This window comes from Xenorhabdus lircayensis (assembly GCF_016306625.1).
GTDB classification, from domain to species: Bacteria; Pseudomonadota; Gammaproteobacteria; order Enterobacterales; family Enterobacteriaceae; genus Xenorhabdus; species Xenorhabdus lircayensis.
The window spans coordinates 89,225-108,584 of the sequence record NZ_JACOII010000037.1 but is presented as its reverse complement, the minus strand read 5'-3'; the positions used below and the strand labels follow the sequence as shown (position 1 = coordinate 108,584).

17 protein-coding genes and 1 pseudogene are annotated in these 19,360 nt (G+C 43.8%); 6 read left to right on the top strand and 12 right to left on the bottom strand.

Annotated elements, in window-relative coordinates; all coding sequences use genetic code 11:
* Window positions 1-4: 4 nt before the first annotated feature.
* A complete protein-coding gene (ribF, locus tag H8A87_RS10230) occupies window positions 5-949 on the bottom strand; it encodes a bifunctional riboflavin kinase/FAD synthetase (protein ID WP_198689866.1) in 945 nt (314 codons plus the stop codon).
* A gap of 360 nt (window positions 950-1,309) precedes the next feature.
* On the opposite strand from ribF, the gene rpsT reads away from it, so the two are divergent.
* The gene (gene rpsT, locus H8A87_RS10225) at window positions 1,310-1,570 is read left to right on the top strand and encodes a 30S ribosomal protein S20 (RefSeq protein WP_198689865.1); all 261 of its coding nucleotides are present in this window, start codon (window positions 1,310-1,312) and stop codon (window positions 1,568-1,570) included.
* An 83-nt stretch (window positions 1,571-1,653) separates the two neighbouring features.
* On the opposite strand, the gene nhaR is transcribed toward rpsT, so the two are convergent.
* Window positions 1,654-2,580 (bottom strand): transcriptional activator NhaR, encoded by a 927-nt coding sequence (gene nhaR, locus H8A87_RS10220; RefSeq protein WP_198689864.1) that lies wholly within the window; start codon window positions 2,578-2,580, stop codon window positions 1,654-1,656.
* Between the two features lie 213 nt (window positions 2,581-2,793).
* On the bottom strand, window positions 2,794-3,963 hold the full coding sequence (nhaA, locus tag H8A87_RS10215; protein WP_198689863.1) for a Na+/H+ antiporter NhaA: 1,170 nt from the start codon (window positions 3,961-3,963) through the stop codon (window positions 2,794-2,796).
* A gap of 204 nt (window positions 3,964-4,167) precedes the next feature.
* Between nhaA and H8A87_RS10210 the strand changes: the two genes are divergently transcribed.
* Window positions 4,168-5,013: an EamA family transporter gene (locus tag H8A87_RS10210; protein WP_198689862.1), complete on the top strand. Its 846-nt coding sequence runs from the start codon at window positions 4,168-4,170 to the stop codon at window positions 5,011-5,013.
* 39 nt (window positions 5,014-5,052) lie between these two features.
* Here the strand turns inward: H8A87_RS10210 and H8A87_RS10205 are convergent, their stop codons facing one another.
* From H8A87_RS10205 to dnaK, 3 genes are all read right to left on the bottom strand, one after another.
* Window positions 5,053-5,799, bottom strand: coding sequence for a hypothetical protein (locus H8A87_RS10205; RefSeq protein ID WP_198689861.1), 747 nt, complete (start codon window positions 5,797-5,799; stop codon window positions 5,053-5,055).
* A gap of 267 nt (window positions 5,800-6,066) precedes the next feature.
* Window positions 6,067-7,203, bottom strand: a complete 1,137-nt coding sequence (dnaJ, locus tag H8A87_RS10200) for a molecular chaperone DnaJ (protein WP_198689860.1) — start codon at window positions 7,201-7,203, stop codon at window positions 6,067-6,069.
* Window positions 7,204-7,307: 104 nt separating this feature from the next.
* On the bottom strand, window positions 7,308-9,218 hold the full coding sequence (gene dnaK, locus H8A87_RS10195; RefSeq protein WP_198689859.1) for a molecular chaperone DnaK: 1,911 nt from the start codon (window positions 9,216-9,218) through the stop codon (window positions 7,308-7,310).
* 349 nt (window positions 9,219-9,567) lie between these two features.
* Here dnaK and satP point away from each other — a divergent pair, with 349 nt between their 5' ends.
* Window positions 9,568-10,140 (top strand): acetate uptake transporter, encoded by a 573-nt coding sequence (gene satP, locus H8A87_RS10190; RefSeq protein WP_198689858.1) that lies wholly within the window; start codon window positions 9,568-9,570, stop codon window positions 10,138-10,140.
* Window positions 10,141-10,214: 74 nt separating this feature from the next.
* On the opposite strand, the gene H8A87_RS10185 is transcribed toward satP, so the two are convergent.
* Together H8A87_RS10185 and H8A87_RS10180 are read right to left on the bottom strand one after the other, a co-directional pair.
* The gene (locus H8A87_RS10185; protein WP_198689857.1) at window positions 10,215-11,486 is read right to left on the bottom strand and encodes an MFS transporter; all 1,272 of its coding nucleotides are present in this window, start codon (window positions 11,484-11,486) and stop codon (window positions 10,215-10,217) included.
* Between the two features lie 301 nt (window positions 11,487-11,787).
* A complete protein-coding gene (locus H8A87_RS10180) occupies window positions 11,788-12,249 on the bottom strand; it encodes a DUF2938 domain-containing protein (protein WP_269749541.1) in 462 nt (153 codons plus the stop codon).
* A 477-nt stretch (window positions 12,250-12,726) separates the two neighbouring features.
* Here H8A87_RS10180 and H8A87_RS10175 point away from each other — a divergent pair.
* Together H8A87_RS10175 and H8A87_RS10170 are read left to right on the top strand one after the other, a co-directional pair.
* Window positions 12,727-14,109, top strand: a pseudogene (locus tag H8A87_RS10175) (PTS transporter subunit EIIC); the annotation flags it as partial.
* A gap of 73 nt (window positions 14,110-14,182) precedes the next feature.
* On the top strand, window positions 14,183-15,583 hold the full coding sequence (locus H8A87_RS10170; protein WP_198689854.1) for a glycoside hydrolase family 1 protein: 1,401 nt from the start codon (window positions 14,183-14,185) through the stop codon (window positions 15,581-15,583).
* Window positions 15,584-15,641: 58 nt separating this feature from the next.
* Here H8A87_RS10170 and mog read toward each other — a convergent pair whose 3' ends face one another.
* Both mog and tal read right to left on the bottom strand, forming a co-directional pair.
* Window positions 15,642-16,220 (bottom strand): molybdopterin adenylyltransferase, encoded by a 579-nt coding sequence (gene mog, locus H8A87_RS10165; RefSeq protein WP_198689853.1) that lies wholly within the window; start codon window positions 16,218-16,220, stop codon window positions 15,642-15,644.
* A gap of 155 nt (window positions 16,221-16,375) precedes the next feature.
* Window positions 16,376-17,329 (bottom strand): transaldolase, encoded by a 954-nt coding sequence (gene tal / locus H8A87_RS10160; protein ID WP_198689852.1) that lies wholly within the window; start codon window positions 17,327-17,329, stop codon window positions 16,376-16,378.
* A 171-nt stretch (window positions 17,330-17,500) separates the two neighbouring features.
* On the opposite strand from tal, the gene yaaA reads away from it, so the two are divergent.
* Window positions 17,501-18,277 carry a peroxide stress protein YaaA gene (gene yaaA, locus H8A87_RS10155; protein WP_198689916.1) on the top strand — a complete coding sequence of 259 codons (777 nt, stop codon included), beginning with the start codon at window positions 17,501-17,503 and terminating at the stop codon, window positions 18,275-18,277.
* A 61-nt stretch (window positions 18,278-18,338) separates the two neighbouring features.
* Here the strand turns inward: yaaA and H8A87_RS10150 are convergent, their stop codons facing one another.
* Complete coding sequence (locus tag H8A87_RS10150) at window positions 18,339-18,809, bottom strand: MarR family winged helix-turn-helix transcriptional regulator (RefSeq protein ID WP_198689851.1); 471 nt, start codon at window positions 18,807-18,809, stop codon at window positions 18,339-18,341.
* A 141-nt stretch (window positions 18,810-18,950) separates the two neighbouring features.
* Window positions 18,951-19,340 carry a nuclear transport factor 2 family protein gene (locus H8A87_RS10145; RefSeq protein ID WP_198689850.1) on the bottom strand — a complete coding sequence of 130 codons (390 nt, stop codon included), beginning with the start codon at window positions 19,338-19,340 and terminating at the stop codon, window positions 18,951-18,953.
* Window positions 19,341-19,360 lie beyond the last annotated feature (20 nt).

Genomic DNA, 19,360 nt, shown 5'->3' with positions numbered 1-19,360 from the left:
GATATCAGATACATGACTCGGATCGCTGCAAGAGATAGTCTCTCGCAGCAACCACATCATTTGCGATTTGCTGTTTAAGCGCATCAAGCGAAGCAAATCGCTGCTCATCACGCAATTTTTTGCGTAATACTACATTGATATGATGCCCATACAGATCCATTTGGGTATCAATCAAATGCACTTCAAGTTGCTGGCCCTGACCAGCAACAGTGGGGCGATTACCTATATTTGCAACACCCGGTAAAGGGTTATCTCCCAATCCATGGACTTCAACAGCATAAACGCCCTTAACAGGTGTAACCAGACGTTTCAACGGTAAATTAGCTGTGGGAAACCCGATGGTGCGTCCCAATTGGTTACCGTGAACGACTCTGCCACTTATGCTGTATGGGTGCCCCAGTAATGTTTCGGCCAAGGCCAGATCATCACTTTGCAGTGCCTGCCGAATAGCTGTACTGCTGATCCGAAGACCGCTGTCACAAAAACTGTCTGTGCTGGCGACATCAAAATTGTATTGTTTACCTGCCTGCTGCAAATAATGGAAATCTCCGAGGCGATTTTTGCCAAAGCGGAAATCATCTCCTATTGCCAGGAACTTAACACCCAGTTTTTCAACGAGCAACTGTGAAACAAAGGCTTCAGGTGAGTTGGCTGCAAAATGTTTGTCAAATTTCACACACAACAGATAATCAACCCCATTTTGAGCTAGATATTTTATTTTATCTCTCAGCCTTGTCAGACGGGCTGGCGCTTTATTTGTAACAAAAACTTCCAGAGGCTGCGGTTCGAAAATCATGACCATCGTCGGTAACCCGAGACGCAACCCTTCTTGCTTCAAGTGTTTTAATAAAGCCTGATGCCCGCGATGGACACCATCAAAATTACCAATCGTCAGCACGCAACCATGGTGACGCGCCCGGATATTGTGTATACCGCGAATTAGCTCCATAGCTGGCTCAATACCGTGAAAATTGTAGGATTATACCTTGTACAACGCACAAGGTTAACCCACGATCACAAAGGGTTTTAATTAATAACCTGATTCATACAATAAAAATAGGCTAGATGCCCGAAAAATATTTAATTTATCGCATTTCTCTGTGATTCATGCAGTTTTTTATTGCGAAAGACTGTATTCCCTTTCAGTAAGCTGATAAAATCCTGCCCCATCACAACGTAAACAACAACGTAAACAGCGTCGTCGTACAGCGGCGCTTATTTGCACAAATCCATTGACAAAAGAAGGCTGAACAGGCATATTCCTCGGCCTTTGAATTGTCCTCGATAGAATATATTTGGGAGTTGGACCTTGGCTAATATCAAATCAGCTAAGAAACGCGCCGTACAGTCTGAGAAACGTCGTCAGCACAACGCAAGCCGTCGTTCTATGGTGCGTACTTTTATCAAGAAAGTATACATGGCTATCGCTTCTGGCGATAAAGAAGCTGCACAGAAAGCATTCAATGACATGCAACCAATTGTTGATCGTCACGCCTGCAAGGGTCTGATCCACAAGAACAAAGCAGCACGTCATAAATCTGCTCTGGCAGCGCAAATCAAAGCAATGTAATTATTTGTTTTGGTTATGCTGAAAAAAACCGGCTTTAAGCCGGTTTTTTTGTATCTGTCAGTTTTAACGTATAGGGAATAGGTCTAACGGAATTTTTTAGGGCTGCTTTTGGGTGGGGCACTGAATAAAGCAGAGAAATCCTTGTTGCATACTCGCTGAACTGCCGGATGCTGGATCATGCGTTCTGCAAAGATGACATAATACTCTTCCTGTACGGCATCCAATCGGCCTATCTCAACAATATCGCTATCAGCAAAAATATCATTGGCATAGAACGAAGGCGCTATGAAAATCGCATTGTGATACATACCAAATGCTTTCATCAATGCAGCATCATCAAATTCCCCCAGTACTTCTACCTGAAGGTTCTTATTGCGTATCCATGTCAGAAGCTTCCTGCCCAGCATGGAACGGCGACCCGGGATCAGCAAACGGCGTTCTTCCAAACATGCTGGAAACGGTTTTTCTGGGATGGGCTGGCGACAGTAAAAACTGATATTGCACTCACCCAACTTCACTGAGAACAACCCTTCCTGTTGAGACGAATCTACCGGACAATCTGATAGGATCATATCCAGCTTATGCTGACTGAGTTGCTCAAGCAGCATTTCATGGGTCGATTCAAAACAACGCAAGTGGATTTTTTCATGTTCCACTACGGTGGTTTCCAGCACTTTGCTGACTAAACGCTTGGATAGTGCATCAGCGACACCGACATCAAACAGCAGGTTTGATTCTCGGCTGTAAGTGACGATATCCAGCATTTCCTGACTAAGCGTAAACATTTTATCCGCATAACGGAAAATCAATTGCCCCAGCTCAGAGGGTACCAAACCTCTTCCTTGACGCTTGAATAATTTCCCGCCCAGACGTTCTTCCAACGCCTTAATTTGCCCCGTAATGGTTTGTGGTGTCAGGTATAGCGCTTCTGCTGCACCTACAACAGAGCCTTCCTTGCAAACATGCCAAAAATAATAGAGGTGGTTAAAATTTAAATGTGAAACCCGCATATATTTGTCCTTGTGTATTGCCTCACATCTGTATAACAGCCGTGATCATACATTTCAGGCCGCCAGATTATGGCGTTCTCCTATTTTTCTATTGATATGAAATATTTGCGACACCGCAGTGACAAATGTTGTGCCGCGAATATTAAGAGGATGAATTAATTCGGAAATTATTTCTGATTCTGCGCTTAAATTAGTCTATTCATTCGCTTTTGGCTACGTTTTTCTCTTCGGTAATAGTATGTTCAATAATCCATAACCAACCACAGCCGAAGTTGTAGAACCCATCAATATGCCCAAGCGGGAGTAGGTACTGAAGGCATCATTTAGACCTTCAAATGCCAGACCAGAAATAAAGATAGACATAGTAAAACCGATCCCACACAGTACCGAAACGGCGAAAATTTGTCTCATGCCAATTTTTTCCGGTAATCTGGCGACTCCCAGTTTTACTGAAATCCAGCTAAATAAGAAAATACCTAATGGTTTGCCAATAAACAGACCAAGTGCAATTCCTACGGGCAGCATGCCTGTTAAGCCATCCAATGTGACGCCCTGTAATGAAACGCCGGCATTGGCAAAAGCAAACAGTGGCAGAATTAAATACGCTACCCACGGATGCAATTCATGCTCCAGTGTTTCGGAAGGTGAATCACCTTTTTTGTTACGCAGAGGGATCAAGAATCCAACGATAACGCCAGCTAATGTGGCATGAACACCCGATTTCAAGATACAAATCCACAAAACAACACCGACAACCAGATAAGCGGATGTTTTGGCTATTCCTCTCCAGTTCATCCAGGCCAGAAGCGCGATCATGGCAGCAGCGAGCCCAAGTGCTTCCAAAGAAACGCTCTTGGTATAAAACAAAGCAATAATAATGATCACACCTAAGTCATCAATAATCGCCAACGCAAGCAAAAATACTTTTAATGCGGTGGGAACACGCCTTCCCAACAACGCCATGACCCCAAGCGCAAAGGCGATATCTGTCGCAGCGGGAATTGCCCAACCTTGCCGAGTGATATCATCGCTGCCATTAAACAGTAAATAGACCAGTGCAGGAGCCAGCATCCCACCAAGTGCAGCAATGGCTGGAAAAACTGCTTTGTCACGGCCAGCAAGTGAACCTTCCATGAGTTCACGTTTTACTTCCAGTCCGACAATCAGGAAAAACACGGCCATTAATCCGTCATTTATCCATAGCAATAATGGCTTATTGATTTCCAACGCGGCGAACTGCACTGCAACGGGAAGATTGAGAAATTGATGATAAATACCCTGCAATGGCGTATTCGCCATAACCAGCGCAATAATAGCAGCAATGATGAGGAGAATTCCTCCTGCTGCCTCCAATTTCAAGAATTGGCGAATGATTGCAGTCATGAATAGATAACCTATGAGATTGATCGAAGTACTGATGTTATGACAATTATGATATCGGAAAAAGCAGGTTATATGTGCTATTTTTATCGTTATTTCCGAATTATTTCATTTTGAAAGAAAATATGTTGAGATATTGATAAATTGCATTGCATAACAGAAGGTTATTTTATAACCAATTCCCTGACGATATGAGTAGAATATCTTGTGACGGCCTTAATTTTCTTGTCTGTTCTTGGTGCAGCTCTGTTGCATGCGAGTTGGAATGCTTTAGTAAAAATTAGTGCTGATCGGTTCTTGGGTATTTCGATTATCGTCTTTTTTGCCGGAGTGATTTCAACTTCAGGATTATTCTGGGTTGGGTTACCAACTTTTTCCTCTCTGCCGTGGTTAATATTATCCGCTATTTTGCATACAGGTTATTGTCTGTTTTTAAGCCGCTCATACGCTACGGGAGACTTAAGTCAGGTGTATCCGATTGCCAGAGGATGTGCGCCATTAATCACTGCTTTATTAAGTTGGTTAATTTTGCAGGAAATGTTGCCGCCTTTCGCAATTCTGGGAGTGGGATTAATTATTGCTGGGATTATTTTGATTGCTTTTCTACATGGAAAAAAATCCATTCGGCTGGATCGCAAAACATTGATTATGGCAATCACAACATCGGTATTTATTGCCTGTTATACCTTGTCTGATGGTGCAGGCTCTCGTGTCAGCGATAATGCGTTAACTTATATTTTTTGGCTGTTTGCGATTAATGGATGGGTAATGGGCGTGATTATGTATTTTAAGTATCGAAATACTGCCGGAAAAAATATTCGCCAATATTGGAAACAGGGATTTTTAGACGGGCTAATGCAATTTTTAAGCTATGGCATTGTTATTTGGGCACTGAGCCATGCGCCCATCGTGCTGGTTGCTACATTGCGTGAAACCAGCGTGTTATTTGCGATGTTATTGTCAGTTGTTATTTTGCGAGAGCCTTTTAGTAAAATGCGATTATTGGCGTGTGTTGTGATTGTGTTAGGGGTTATTGGTACGAAATTAGGGTAATATTCTGTTGGGGAAATAATGTATGATACTTCAATATTACTATGTTATCTTCACCTTTCCATCTGATTGTATCACTGCCATATATTTCACTGTTTTTATACTATTGGTTATGGCATTATAGTTATTCTTTTTTAATGGTGATGGATAATGCATATTATCATCCAGCTCCTGATCCGGTTGATAGATAGATGTTGTTTTTCCTTTTTCATCCCATTTCTGCATTTTATTTTGCCATCTGGTATTATATGTTTCAGATGAACAAGCTATATTAGCCCACGGATCACATACCCAAGAATTATCGGGGAGTATTCTGTATGGCTTATTTATCGTGGGTATATGCGGAGTGTGTTCAGGATGAGTAATAACAGAAATACAATGATCGTAAGGATCATTAAACATCAGAAACAGTATATAAACGGGTTTCATTATGTTACTTCTATCCCATCTACCATACATCCTAAACCATCTTAAAATATCATTATATCGATATATAGCTAAGTAGTTGAATGCCGCTATCGTTAATTCACCACAGTTTCCAATTAATTCTTCACCAGAATTCGATTTATATAAGGAATGTCGATATTTATCAGTGGGATGCTCTATTTCACGAAATTGATCTAAAAATTCATCATGTTTATCTTCCCTTAATATAATATTGTCTGGTGTATGCATTGCTCTTTTATCTACACTTAGCTTTGTGAGATCACGATAAATTTTATTCGTTGTTTTACCACGGAAAATATTCCGTGAATGTTTTATTGCATCTTGTGAAATACTTTCAATCATAATTCTAACCTCATAATAGTTTATAATTAGAACTGTGAAATTTATGTAATGTTAGTGTGGTGTGAGAAAGGAGTCATAATATCATTATTACCATGCAAGACAGTCTGCTCTATTTTTAGCAAGACTTCAATCAGAGAATTGGGGATGTTAGTGTTACCTGAAAGGACACAAAATTGAGGGTAAAATTAATAAATCCCTCCTTATTATCCTTCTAATTAATTGATAATAAGTAGGGATTATTAAAAAAGATTTCACTAAGGTATTAAATTACTTTGTCAAATCATCAAAAAATTTCTTCACGCCATCGAGGAAGCTTTTGGAACGAGGGCTATTGGTTTCACCACTTTTTCCGCCAAAAGATTCGCCCAGTTTACGCATCAGCTCTTTCTGTTCTTCGTTCAGCTTAACTGGTGTTTCTACGACAACACGGCACAGCAAGTCACCTTGTGCGCCACCGCGGACGGATTTAACACCTTTGCCTTTCATGCGGAACAGCTTGGCAGTCTGAGTTTCAGCAGGAATTTTCAGGCTGACACGACCATCAAGGGTAGGGACTTCAATTTCGCCACCCAATGCCGCAGTCGCGAAGTTGATCGGTACTTCACAATAGAGGTTGCTACCATCGCGCTCGAAGATATGGTGAGCCTTGACCTGAACCTGTACGTACAAATCACCGGCTGGTGCGCCATGTTCACCTGCTTCACCTTCGCCACTCAAACGAATGCGATCGCCGGTATCGACGCCTGCCGGAATTTTAACAGACAGGGTTTTGTATTTTTCAATGCGACCATGTCCATGACATTTACCGCAAGGATTTTTGATGATTTTTCCGCGACCATGACACTGAGGACAAGGCTGCTGAACCGCGAAGAACCCTTGGCGCATTTGTACTTGCCCTGCGCCGTGACAGGTCGGGCAGGTTTCCGGGCTGGTGCCCGATTTCGCTCCGCTGCCATGACAGCTGTCACAGGATTCCAGTGTCGGAATGCGGATTTCTTTGGTGACACCACGGACAGCTTCTTCCAGTGTCAGTTCCATATTGTAACGCAGGTCTGAGCCACGGCTAGCGCGCTGCTGACGACGGCCACCACCGAAAATATCTCCGAAAACGTCACCAAAGATATCGCTAAACTCAGCTCCGCCACCGAAACCACCTGCACCACCGCCCATGCCACCCTGTTCAAAGGCAGCATGACCATATTGGTCATAAGCGGCGCGTTTCTGGGAGTCCGTCAGGATCTCATATGCTTCTTTAATTTCTTTGAATTTGCTTTCTGCTTCTTTATCGCCCTGATTACGGTCAGGGTGATATTTCATTGCCAGCCGCTTATAGGCCTTTTTTATCTCTTTTTCGTCTGTGGTTTTGGAGACTCCCAAAACTTCGTAATAATCTTTTTTTGCCATCGTATTGTTTACCCTTAACACGCACACACGGGCGTAGAGTTACCTCAACGCCCGTGCTAGTTAACAAGTAACAGGCGCCCTGTTACTTTGCCCGCTAAGGGCTATTATTTTTTGTCTTTAACTTCTTCGAATTCAGCGTCTACAGCGTCGTCTTCTTTTTTCGTGTTGCTTGCGCCCGCGTCAGTAGCACCAGCCTGAGCTTGTTGCTGTGCGATTTCCAGAAGTTTCTTGGAAGCTTCAACCAGAGCCTGAATCTTCGCTTCGACTTCAGCTTTGTCTTCGTTTTTCGCAGCCGTTTCCAGTTCCGCAGTCGCTTTTTCGATTGCCGCTTTTTCGTCCGCAGTCAGTTTGTCGCCAGCTTCTTCAACTTGTTTACGAGTACCGTGAATCAGTTGGTCAGCTTGGTTACGGATCTGAACCAGCTCTTCAAACTTACGGTCAGATTCTGCGTTTGCTTCTGCATCGCGTACCATCTGTTGGATTTCTTCTTCGTTCAGACCAGAAGAAGCCTTGATGGTGATGTTCTGCTCACGACCAGAGTTTTTGTCCTTCGCAGAAACGTGCAGGATACCGTCAGCATCAATGTCGAAAGTTACTTCGATCTGTGGCGTGCCGCGCATTGCTGGCTGAATGCCATCCAGGTTGAACTGACCCAGAGATTTGTTATCGTTGGAACGCTTACGCTCACCCTGTAGTACGTGGATGGTTACTGCGGACTGGTTGTCTTCCGCTGTAGAGAACACTTGGCTATGTTTGGTGGGGATAGTGGTGTTCTTAGTGATCAGGGAAGTCATCACGCCGCCCATGGTTTCGATACCCAGAGACAGTGGAGTTACGTCCAGCAGCAGAACGTCTTTCACGTCACCTGCCAGTACACCGCCCTGAACCGCAGCACCCATAGCAACTGCTTCGTCTGGGTTCACGTCTTTACGTGGTTCTTTGCCGAAGAAATCTGCAACCGCTTTCTGCACCATTGGCATACGAGTCTGACCACCAACCAGAATCACGTCCTGGACGTCAGTTACAGACAGACCAGCGTCATTCAGGGCGACTTTCAGAGGCTCGATAGAACGTTTAACCAGATCTTCAACCAGAGATTCTAGTTTCGCACGGGTAACTTTAACATTCATGTGCTTAGGACCGGTCGCATCAGCGGTGATGTATGGCAGGTTTACGTCAGTCTGCTGTGCAGAAGAAAGCTCGATTTTCGCTTTTTCTGCGGCTTCTTTCAGACGCTGCATTGCCAGTGGATCGTTACGCAGGTCGATGCCTTGTTCTTTCTTGAACTCGTCAACCAGATATTTGATCATGCGGCTGTCGAAGTCTTCACCACCTAAGTGGGTATCACCATTGGTTGCCAGAACTTCATAAGTTTTTTCGCCATCAACTTCGTCGATTTCGATGATAGAGATATCGAAAGTACCGCCACCCAAGTCATAAACAGCGATAGTGCGGTTGCCGATTTCTTTATCCAGGCCATAAGCCAGAGCCGCAGCGGTTGGTTCGTTGATGATACGCTTAACTTCCAGACCTGCGATACGGCCAGCATCTTTAGTTGCCTGACGCTGTGCATCGTTGAAGTATGCAGGAACGGTGATAACAGCTTCGGTTACTGGCTCACCCAGATAGTCTTCCGCTGTTTTCTTCATTTTTTTCAGAACTTCAGCAGAAACCTGAGGGGGTGCCATTTTCTGGCCTTTCACTTCTAACCATGCATCGCCGTTATCCGCTGCCATGATTTTGTATGGCATGATGGATTCGTCACGCTGAACTTCTTCGTCCTGAAAACGACGGCCAATCAAACGTTTGATGGCGAACAGAGTATTTTGCGGGTTAGTAACAGCCTGACGTTTAGCTGGTTGACCAACCAGAGTTTCACCATCCTGAGTATACGCGATGATAGAAGGTGTGGTACGGTCACCTTCGCTGTTTTCAAGCACGCGCGCGGTTGTGCCGTCCATAATTGCTACACAAGAGTTGGTAGTTCCCAAGTCGATACCAATGATTTTACCCATCTAAACGCCTCCACAAAGAATTCATATATTCGGTCAAGTTACTAAGCTATATGAGGACGAATATTTTCTTTTCAATGGCACTGTTTGCCAGAAATTCCTCATTTTATGTTTTCAGCTAATGCTGAAATATCAGTAGTAACTGTAGTTGAGACTTAGATGGGGTCATTCACCTCATCATCAAGGGCTTGACTGAAAAAAAGTTAAGTTTTAATAAAAAAATTTTTCTGAGGCCATTGTGTAGTTGATGCCATCACATTATGATTCGCCGCCTTTTATGGTTTCTTGGTGTAGAAAAGCACCATGAGAACTTTTTTAATATTTTGTTTTATTTATATTTTCTAGGGGAAGTATGCACTCTAATCAGTTGGCGAACCCAGGCCCATTGGGTTTGATGGGTTTTGGTATGACAACCATTTTGTTGAATTTGCACAATGCAGGTTTTTTCCCATTGGCGTCGGCTATTTTGAGCATGGGAATTTTTTATGGTGGTTTGGCTCAGGTGCTGGCTGGCATCTTTGAGTACAAAAAAGGGAATACTTTTGCTGCAACCGCATTTACCTCTTACGGTATGTTCTGGTTAAGCTTGGTCGGCTTGCTTTTCCTGCCAACGATGGGGCTGGCTGAAGCAACTAGCCATGAATTTCTCGGAGTTTATCTCGCTCTGTGGGGAATTTTTACCCTGTTCATGTTCTTTGGTACGTTGAAGGCCAACCGCGTCCTGCAATTTGTGTTTGGTAGCTTGACGCTACTGTTCGCACTGCTGGCGATTGGCAATATCACGGGCAATGCCAGCATCTTGACGTTCGCCGGTTTTGAAGGCGTCATCTGTGGTGCGAGTGCTTTCTATCTGGCAATGGCTGAAGTTCTGAATGAGCAATATGGCCGTACTATTCTGCCGATTGGTGAAGTGAAACACGCTTAACCATTTTTAGACAGGATGAGTATTTATGCTCATCCTGTTCTTTTTTGTGGGAATTAGCCTACTTTATTCTCTTCTCATACTGATCTTTTTCGCAAATAAAGCCCTAATAAGATCCCGACAGCCGATAAGGACATAATATAGTAGGCGGGTGCCAGTGAAGTATATTTCAGCAGTAGAGTAACGAGGATCGGTGTCAGTCCACCAAAAATGGCGTAGGCCACATTATATGAAAATGAAATGCCACTGAACCGGACTTCTGGGGGATAACTGTTAACCATGACAAACGGAGCTGCTCCAATCACGCCGACAGCCAGCCCAACGATGGCATAAGCACTAAATAATTTGATCGGTTCATGGCTGATATTGTGATAGAAAAACCATGTTGAGGCGGCCAATAGAATACAACCGACGATCAGCACGATACCCGCTCCCCATTTATCACATAAATACCCTACAGATATACAGCCAATCGCCAATGAGATGATCGCCAGACTGTTTGCTTTCAGGGTAAGCGATTGTTCCAGATGGAATACTGTCTGCATATAGGTGGGTGTCATCAAGATAACGACCACGATGCCAGCGGAAAGTAACCATGTCAGTAGCATGGAGATAATGATGGCGCGTTTGTGATTAAAAACCACGGATTTCAGCGGTAGCCCTTCTGCCAACGCCTTGCGTTCCTGCATTTCTTTGAAGATAGGGGTTTCATGCAGCCAACGGCGCAGGTACATGGCACATAGGCCGAAAATGCCACCTAGAAAGAATGGCAGACGCCATGCCCAATCCAATATTTCCTGGTTGGTATAAATGGAAGTAATAATGGTTGCGACGAGAGAACCAAACAAAATACCCATGGTCAATCCTGCCGTCAAAACGCCACAGGCAAAGCCGACACGTTTATGCGGAACATGCTCGGCCACAAAGACCCATGCACCGGGAACTTCTCCACCAATCGCGGCTCCCTGCATGACTCGCATGAGCAAGAGTAGTATGGGGGCGGCAATGCCAATGACATCATAGGTGGGTAGCATCCCAATGGTCAGCGTCGGTACGGCCATCAGCAATATACTGAGCGAGAACATTTTCTTGCGCCCAACCAGATCACCAAAATGAGCCATGATGATCCCACCTAAAGGCCGGGCTAGATAGCCCGCAGCAAAAATACCAAATGTTTGTAGTTGCCTAAGCCATTCAGGTATATCCGCAGGGAAAAAGAGTTCTCCAAGCGCAACGGCAAAAAAGACAAAAATAATGAAGTCGTAAAACTCCAGAGCACCGCCTAAGGCGGCTAAAGACATAGTTTTATAGTCCTGCCTGTTTAATCTTCGATTTTGATGTTGTGACATAATTTACCGATTTATAGTTATAAAATAGGATTTGAGGTGATTATTTTCAATAATTTTGCCAGACTCAAAATAGATGAAAATAAAACTTATGCTATATTAAAAGACATTTATTCTGCAATTTTTAAATGACATCTTAAAATCATAAATTAATTCCTGACTTCTCGTGGCGCGAGGGATCAGGAAATTTCATAAGTTGAGTGCATATTCGTCGTATTTCAAATATATAAGGGGAAAAAAGGATCTTCCGCCGATAAATAATATAAATTTATCGACGGTGATTTAAGCTTATTGGGACATGAAATCAAGAAAATAAAGTGAATAATAACACTGCTAAATACAGGCCAACGCCATAAGAAATATGTGCCATCAGGCTTCTTAATCTGGCGGTATTGGGAGCTGGTGTTTTAGAGGCGGCAATACCCATGCCCATGCCAGGCATCATAATGAAGAAAGGGGCAATTAAAGTAACGATACCTGTAATTAAAGCCGGCAGGAAAGTTGGCTGTTTCGCCCAATCTAACCCACAAATGAGTAATAGCAAGCCCGCAAAAATGATCCCAATAAGATAGTGAGCAAACCAACCCATTCCGGTTTCACCTTTCACGGGTTCGGCTTGCAGGATACTGGTATGAATGAATTTCCCTTTGGGGATATGCCCGAGCCAGCGCCCTACCATGCTATAGTTCAGTGAGGGAATGCCGAAACACCTTTTCATGAAAACCGCCCAAAGATCCATAACAACCGTTGCGCCAGCACCAATCAATATAGAATAAACTCCAATCCTTCACTTATCTGTTGCGATCCTCTGAATTATGGCTATTTATACTCGTTGTACTTCAAGCTGTATTGATTATCTCTCCTGCGCTGCGATAAACATATACCCTATAAACTTTAAATTACATCGTGCAAAACAGAGGCGCCTTATTCTTCCTCGCGTAGCGAGGGAGAATAAATGCATCTTCAAGCACGATGAGTATAAGCACATTATGATAGGTGATTTAGTCTTACGAGCAGCAATTTGGCATTTATTTTATAGAGTATAGAAATTATCTCTGTACTCTACAATATGCCGAATTTAACCGCAAAAAGATAGTAAGTTAATCGATGTTCGAGCTTCACCCAATAGAGGATTAATAAATATCCAGCGATCACAATCACATTTCTGTCGTCCGAAAATTGAGCTGCTGGCAAAAACCAATAGATTTTAGATGTATAGGCAATGCGGAAACGAGGGAAGTGGATGAAATACCAGATGCTGGCCCAAGAAATTATTACAGGTGTTGGCGGCAAAGAAAATATTGCCAGTCTCGTTCATTGTGCAACTCGGCTGCGTTTTAAACTGCGGGATCGTACTCTTGCCGATATTGATAAACTAAAATCCCATCCCGGTATCATTACGGTTGTCGAGAGTGGCGGGCAATTTCAGGTTGTGATTGGTAATGAAGTCAAAGAGGTCTATCAGGTTATTCAACAAATATTGACGCTTCCTGATGAAACATCCTCAGTGGGTAATCCAACTGACAAACGAGATAATTTATTTAACCGTTTTATCGATATTATTTCGGCGATCTTTACCCCATTTTTAGGCGTGATGGCTGCTTCTGGGATTTTAAAAGGCTTACTTGCCGTTGCCATTGCATTTCATTGGTTAACGCCTGACAGTGGTACTTATCGCATCTGGTATGCAGCCAGTGATTCGCTGTTTTATTTTTTTCCTTTATTACTTGGCTATACCGCAGGTAAAAAATTCGGCGGTAATCCATTTATTACGATGGGGATTGGTGGGGCATTGGTGCATCCTTTGATCATCTCTGCTTTCGAGACGTCAAGTGTTACGGGTAGTACAACTGAATATTTTATGGGAGTTCCTCTCTCGTTTTTGAATTATAGCGCTTCTGTAATCCCAATTATTTTTGCTTCTTGGATAAGCTGTAAGATAGAGAAGAAATTAAACGCCCATCTGCCTGCCACCATTAAAACCTTTATTACACCGCTTATTTGTTTGGTACTGGTTGTTCCGTTGGTATTTATTGTTATAGGGCCAGTGGCTACATGGCTAAGTCATTTATTAGCTTATGGTTATCAAACAATATATGAATTTGCTCCGGCTATGGCAGGCGCGATTATGGGAGCTATCTGGCAAGTCTGTGTCATTTTCGGTTTGCATTGGGGATTAGTGCCAATCATGATCAACAACTTAACGGTTTTAGGACATGATACGTTAACCCCTTTGTTGTTACCTGCCGTAATAGGGCAAACGGGAGCGGCATTAGGTGTTTTTCTGCGTACCCGCGATGCTAAATTGAAAATGTTATCTGGTTCTGCTGTTACCGCGGGAATATTTGGTATCACTGAACCTGCGGTTTATGGGGTTACCCTGCCTTACCGCCGGCCATTTATCTTTGGCTGTATAGCTGGAGCGATAGGTGGCTCTGTGACTGGCTATTACCAAAGTGCCGTCTATTCAATAGGATTGGGCAATATTTTTACTTTTACGCAAATGATCCCGCCGTCAGGAGTCGATAACACGGTATGGAGCGCAATTATTGGTACATTGCTGGCATTTGCCATTGCGACCATTTTGACGTGGATGTTTGGTCTGCCTGCTGTTACTCATCCGCCTACAGAAGATAAAGCCGATAAAGACTAATCTGAATTCCTACCCAAACCTTAAACATCTATAAGAGGGGATTTGAATGAAACAGTTTCCAACGCATTTTCTATGGGGAGGCGCGATTGCGGCCAATCAAGTTGAAGGTGCTTATTTGACTGACGGAAAAGGTCTTTCTACATCAGATGTTTTGCCACAGGGGATTATTGGTCCCGTTGTTGAGCGTGATCCTGCGGATGAAACACGTTATCTCAAGGATATTGCCATCGATTTTTATCACCGTTACCCAGAAGATATCGCCCTGTTTGCAGAAATGGGGTTTAAATGCTTACGTACCTCTATTGCCTGGAGCCGAATTTTTCCACATGGGGATGAAGAACAGCCTAATGAAGCGGGGTTGGTATTTTATGACAAATTGTTCGACGAAATGGCCAAATATGGCATTCAACCTTTGATTACACTATCTCACTATGAAATGCCGTGGATGTTAGTCAAAAAATATGGCGGGTGGGGAAATCGTAAACTAATCGCGTTTTTTGAACAGTACGCACGCACGGTATTTACCCGCTACCAGAAGAAAGTGAAATTATGGCTGACATTCAATGAAATTAATATGTCGCTGCATGAACCCTTGACAGGCGTAGGCTTGCCGAGAAACAGCAGTCAATCAGAGATCTATCAAGCTATTCACCATCAATTGGTTGCCGGTGCCAGAGTGGTGAAATTGTGCCGAGAAATCATTCCGGATGCCCAGATTGGCAATATGTTGCTCGGCGGTCTGATGTATCCATTAACCTGTAAACCCGAAGATGTGCTGGCGACGTTGCAGCAAAATCAAAAATGGTTGTTTTTTGGCGATGTTCAATGCCGTGGCAATTATCCCGGCTATATGCTGCGTTATTTTCGCGAACATGACATCGAACTTACCATAACAGGGCAAGATAGGCAGGATCTGAAAAATACCGTCGATTTTATTTCATTCAGTTATTACTTGAGTGGTTGCACGACAGCGGATGAAGCGGAATACCAGAAACAGCAGGGCAATATCCTGCATATGGTGGCTAATCCTTATCTGCCCAGTTCAGAGTGGGGCTGGCAGATAGATCCCGTTGGTTTGCGCACGATATTGAATTTGCTGTGGGATCGCTATCAGAAGCCATTGTTTATTGTTGAGAATGGCTTGGGGGCGAAAGATACGCCGGATGTGGATGGCCGTATTCAGGATGACTATCGTATCCAATACCTTAACGATCATCTGCTCCAAGTCAGGGAAGCGATCGAAGATGGGGTGGATGTGATGGGGTATACCAGTTGGGGGCCGATTGATTTGGTCAGTGCTTCAAAAGGCGAGATAACCAAACGTTACGGTTATATCTATGTTGATCAGAATGAACAGGGAACAGGCACACTGGAACGACGCCGTAAGCAGAGTTTTTATTGGTATCAGCAGGTGATTGAAACCCATGGCCGTAGCTTGCGTGAATAATGTTATCTCATTGACCCTGAAAGGTTCTGAATGCACTCAGAACCTTCTCACTCGATGATTATAAGCGCCGTGCGCTTTTCGGCCTGAACGCAGCGACAACGGTTTCATCCGTTTCCACATAAGGGCCGTCGAGCAGTTGGATGCAGTAGGGAACACTGGCAAAAATTCCCGCGACCAACACCTTGCCGTTTTCGTCTTTCAATCCTTCCAGCGTCTCTGCAATGGCTTTTGGTTGTCCGGGAAGATTGAGGATCAGCGCTTGATTGCGGATCACGCCGACTTGTCGGGACAGGATGGCAGTTGGCACAAATTGCAGGCTGATTTGGCGCATCTGTTCCCCAAATCCGGGCATTTCACGATCAGCAATAGCCAGTGTTGCATCCGGCGTGACATCACGACGTGCCGGACCGGTTCCCCCGGTGGTCAGTACCAGATGGCATCCCAGTTCATCGACCAATTCACACAATGTTTGTTCAATCAGGATTTGCTCATCAGGGATCAGGCGGGTTTCTATGCTAAAAGGTGTGGTAATGGTTCTTTTCAGCCACGCTTCCAGTGCCGGCAGCCCCTTATCCTGATAAACCCCTTGTGAAGCGCGATCAGAAACAGACACGAGGCCAATGCGCAATACATTCATACAAACCTCAATTCGCTATAAAAATAAGAAAAAAGAATAAAATGTGTGGCTGCAACTTGAAATTTATTGAGTAAAGGCGACTCATATTATGTCGCCTTTGTATAAGATATTTGTGTAAGAAACATGGTGCAAGAAAAATAGCGTATCGCCGGAGATTACAGCAGATCAGCAATCATGCTCTCAAGTTTGCCTTGGTCTACTGCAAACTTACGGATACCTTCCGCCAGTTTTTCAGTTGCCATTGCATCTTGGTGGTGGTTCCAGTAGAACTCGGCTTCAGTCATTGGCGCTGGACGTGCTTTGATTTCGCCTTCATAACCCAGTTTGCACTCGACTTCACCTTCGGTTTCAGACAGCTCTTTCAGCAGTGCCGGAGAGATTGTCAGGCGGTCACAACCTGCCAGTTCCAGAATTTCACCAGAGTTACGGAAACTGGCTCCCATCACAACCGTGTTGTAACCGTGTTCTTTGTAGTACTGATAAATCTCAGCAACGGAAACCACACCCGGATCTTCATGTGGTGCGAATTCTTGCTTGCCACTGTTTGCTTTGTACCAGTCAAGGATACGGCCGACAAATGGCGAAATCAGGTAGACACCGGCTTCGGCACAAGCACGCGCCTGAGCGAAGGAGAACAGCAGTGTCAGGTTACAGTTGATGCCTTCTTTTTCCAGTTGTTCCGCAGCACGGATGCCTTGCCAGGTGGAAGCCAGTTTAATCAGAATGCGATCGTTGCTGATGCCCGCTTCGTTGTACAGTTTGATCAGGCGTTTTGCTTTCGCGACGCTGGCTTCGGTGTCATAAGACAGACGCGCATCAACTTCTGTGGAGATCCGGCCGGGGATCAGTTTCAGAATTTCCAGACCAATGTTGACAGCCAATTTATCGCCGGCATCAATAATTTGTTGTTCACGGGAGTCGCTTTGACTACGCGCCCATTCAACGGCTTCATCAATCAGTTGGCGATATTCTGGAATTTGCGCAGCGTTCAAAATCAGGGAAGGGTTGGTGGTCGCATCTTGCGGCTGATACAGTTTCATTGCCGCGATATCCCCGGTATCTGCTACTACTGTTGTCAGTTTACGCAGGGAAGTCAGTTTATCGGTCATGTTTAATATCTCATCGTTATACGTAAAATTGTTGGCAGCGTTGCCTCGCCATCCGGTGATAATAACATGGTCAAGCGCGGCTGTAAGGTAGGAAAATCGTCTCACCGAGATTCTCCCCTTTGCGTGCTTTTTTGCTAAAGTGGGGAAAGTCTGGATTATGAGGAAAAAATGATGCTTATTACTCTTTCACCTGCAAAAACACTCGATTATGAAAGTCCTCTCGCAACAGAAAAGTTTAGCCAACCGCAGTTATTGGCGGGATCCCAGCAACTGATCGAGATTTGCCGGACGCTGACACCGGCGCAAATCGGCAGTTTGATGGGTATCAGTGATAAATTGGCGGGGTTGAATGCCGCGCGTTTTGGTGAATGGCAGCCTGATTTCACCCCAGAAAATGCCCGTCAGGCGATTTTGGCATTTAAAGGCGATGTTTATACCGGGATGCAGGCCGAAACTTTCTCCGCCGGCGATTTTGATTTTGCCCAAACGCACTTGAGGATTCTATCCGGCCTGTATGGGGTGTTGCGTCCTCTCGACTTGATGCAGCCTTATCGTCTGGAAATGGGGATTAAACTGGAAAATCCGCGCGGTAAAGACCTGTATCAGTTCTGGGGTGACCGTATTACGGAAAACTTAAATGCCGCCCTGGAACAACAGGGTGATGATGTTCTGGTCAATCTGGCCTCCGATGAGTATTTCAAATCGGTCAATCGCAAAAATCTGGCAGCCAAGATGATCAAGCCGGTTTTTCTGGATGAAAAAAAGGGCAAATACAAGGTGATTAGTTTCTACGCTAAAAAAGCGCGTGGATTGATGAGCCGTTTTATCATCCAGCATCAACTGACTGATCCCGCCCGGCTGGTGGAGTTCAATCTGGAAGGGTATGCGTTTGATGAATCCCTCTCCAACGGGGACGAATTAGTGTTTAAGCGTCCTGAACAGCATTAATTTTTAGTACCATATCCTATAAATTTCAAGTTGCGGCTCTCAAAACGAAAGCCGTAACTGCTCAATCCTCATCACGAAGTGGGGTTTGGGCATACAAAAGATCTGCGGCACGGTGGCAAAGCTCTGTAAATATGGCGATTTCACCTTGGGACATATTAGACACGACAATATCAGCCATGTTATGCCTGCTGGACTCGACCCGCTGCAAAAATGTTAGCCCTTTTGGACTCAATTTAGTGACCAACTCTCGTTTATCGTTTTCCCCCGCTTCTTGTTCAATAAATTCTTTATCTTTTAACAATCTTAGAATTTTAGACATCTTAGAGCGGGTAAAACCGAGTTTTTCGCCAATCACACTAGGATTCATCGGCTGGTATTGTCGAAGTAAATGTAAAGTATCATATTGTGGCCATGAAATACCTTCCGGATTTGTGATGGTTCTTCTTGCCACTAGAACACACTGGAGCCAGCCCAAGGCATTTTCAAAAGACGTTACGTCAGTATCATAAGTATCTTGATTATTTGTTTTCATGTGGACTCTTTTACAATCTGAATTTTGAATAAGAAACTGATCTAATTGCCTGTTCCATAAATAAAAATTTATAAAGATAAATGATTTTATAAGGAACAGGCCTGTAAATATCCACTTATTTACGATTAAGAACAGTAAAAATCAAGAAAAAATGGCTGTTCGGTTAAGGACATCCTCATAGTCATGTAATTCTTTAATCTTACCGTTGTTCAATTTAAATACATTTATGTATAAACAATAAAAATCTTTTTTATGTGGCAATGTCTTGCCATTCAGTCGATATTCAACGATAAAAATATCAGGATTATCTGTAGGGTACAGTTCTATATCCTGAACCGATGTAAAGATCAGGGGGGCCTGACCAAAACTTGTTGAATAATGCTCAAGTATCTGTGACTGGCTTTCAATTGTATCGCGACTGGTACGAAATGGTAACTTCAGAATACCATCTTCACAAAATAGAGAAGCGAGTTTTGTCGGTGACTTTTCCAAAACTGAGGCTATATATTTATCGAACACAACTTTAAACATTATTTCTCCTTAAGTTTCTT

What these genes read in the sequence shown, in the direction of transcription:
- nhaR (WP_198689864.1), bottom strand. Translation starts at nt 2,580, where the DNA reads ATGCGGGTTTCACATTTAAATTTTAACCACCTCTATTATTTTTGGCAT.
- ribF (WP_198689866.1), bottom strand. Translation starts at nt 949, where the DNA reads ATGGAGCTAATTCGCGGTATACACAATATCCGGGCGCGTCACCATGGT.
- H8A87_RS10205 (WP_198689861.1), bottom strand. Translation starts at nt 5,799, where the DNA reads ATGATTGAAAGTATTTCACAAGATGCAATAAAACATTCACGGAATATT.
- H8A87_RS10170 (WP_198689854.1), top strand. Translation starts at nt 14,183, where the DNA reads ATGAAACAGTTTCCAACGCATTTTCTATGGGGAGGCGCGATTGCGGCC.
- yaaA (WP_198689916.1), top strand. Translation starts at nt 17,501, where the DNA reads ATGCTTATTACTCTTTCACCTGCAAAAACACTCGATTATGAAAGTCCT.
- dnaK (WP_198689859.1), bottom strand. Translation starts at nt 9,218, where the DNA reads ATGGGTAAAATCATTGGTATCGACTTGGGAACTACCAACTCTTGTGTA.
- H8A87_RS10150 (WP_198689851.1), bottom strand. Translation starts at nt 18,809, where the DNA reads ATGAAAACAAATAATCAAGATACTTATGATACTGACGTAACGTCTTTT.
- tal (WP_198689852.1), bottom strand. Translation starts at nt 17,329, where the DNA reads ATGACCGATAAACTGACTTCCCTGCGTAAACTGACAACAGTAGTAGCA.
- H8A87_RS10185 (WP_198689857.1), bottom strand. Translation starts at nt 11,486, where the DNA reads ATGTCACAACATCAAAATCGAAGATTAAACAGGCAGGACTATAAAACT.
- mog (WP_198689853.1), bottom strand. Translation starts at nt 16,220, where the DNA reads ATGAATGTATTGCGCATTGGCCTCGTGTCTGTTTCTGATCGCGCTTCA.
- H8A87_RS10145 (WP_198689850.1), bottom strand. Translation starts at nt 19,340, where the DNA reads ATGTTTAAAGTTGTGTTCGATAAATATATAGCCTCAGTTTTGGAAAAG.
- nhaA (WP_198689863.1), bottom strand. Translation starts at nt 3,963, where the DNA reads ATGACTGCAATCATTCGCCAATTCTTGAAATTGGAGGCAGCAGGAGGA.
- satP (WP_198689858.1), top strand. Translation starts at nt 9,568, where the DNA reads ATGCACTCTAATCAGTTGGCGAACCCAGGCCCATTGGGTTTGATGGGT.
- dnaJ (WP_198689860.1), bottom strand. Translation starts at nt 7,203, where the DNA reads ATGGCAAAAAAAGATTATTACGAAGTTTTGGGAGTCTCCAAAACCACA.